The following is a 255-nucleotide window of genomic DNA, read 5'->3' as shown; positions in this document are numbered from 1 at the left end:
AATTTACCGGATTCCCCAAGGTTCCAAAAAGTGGAAAGAAGACCATCTGTTATTGAAAATATAAAATCAGTTTGGTCTGGGGAATATCGTAAAGCAACAATTATGCTATGGATTCTATGGTTTTGTGTTGTCTTTTCCTATTATGGAATGTTCCTTTGGTTACCGAGTGTAATGGTGCTAAAAGGGTTTAGTTTAATAAAAAGTTTCCAATACGTACTTATTATGACGTTAGCTCAACTTCCAGGGTATTTCACC

General features: G+C 35.3%; 1 pseudogene. It reads left to right on the top strand.

The features are described 5' to 3' along the window. A pseudogene (locus SB717_RS37715) lies at nucleotides 1-255 on the top strand (MFS transporter); the annotation flags it as partial.

The organism is Priestia sp. SIMBA_032 (assembly GCF_046535215.1).
Lineage (GTDB): Bacteria > Bacillota > Bacilli > Bacillales > Bacillaceae_H > Priestia > Priestia aryabhattai.
The sequence above is the reverse complement of the archived record's forward strand: the minus strand, read 5'-3'. Positions and strand labels throughout refer to the sequence as shown.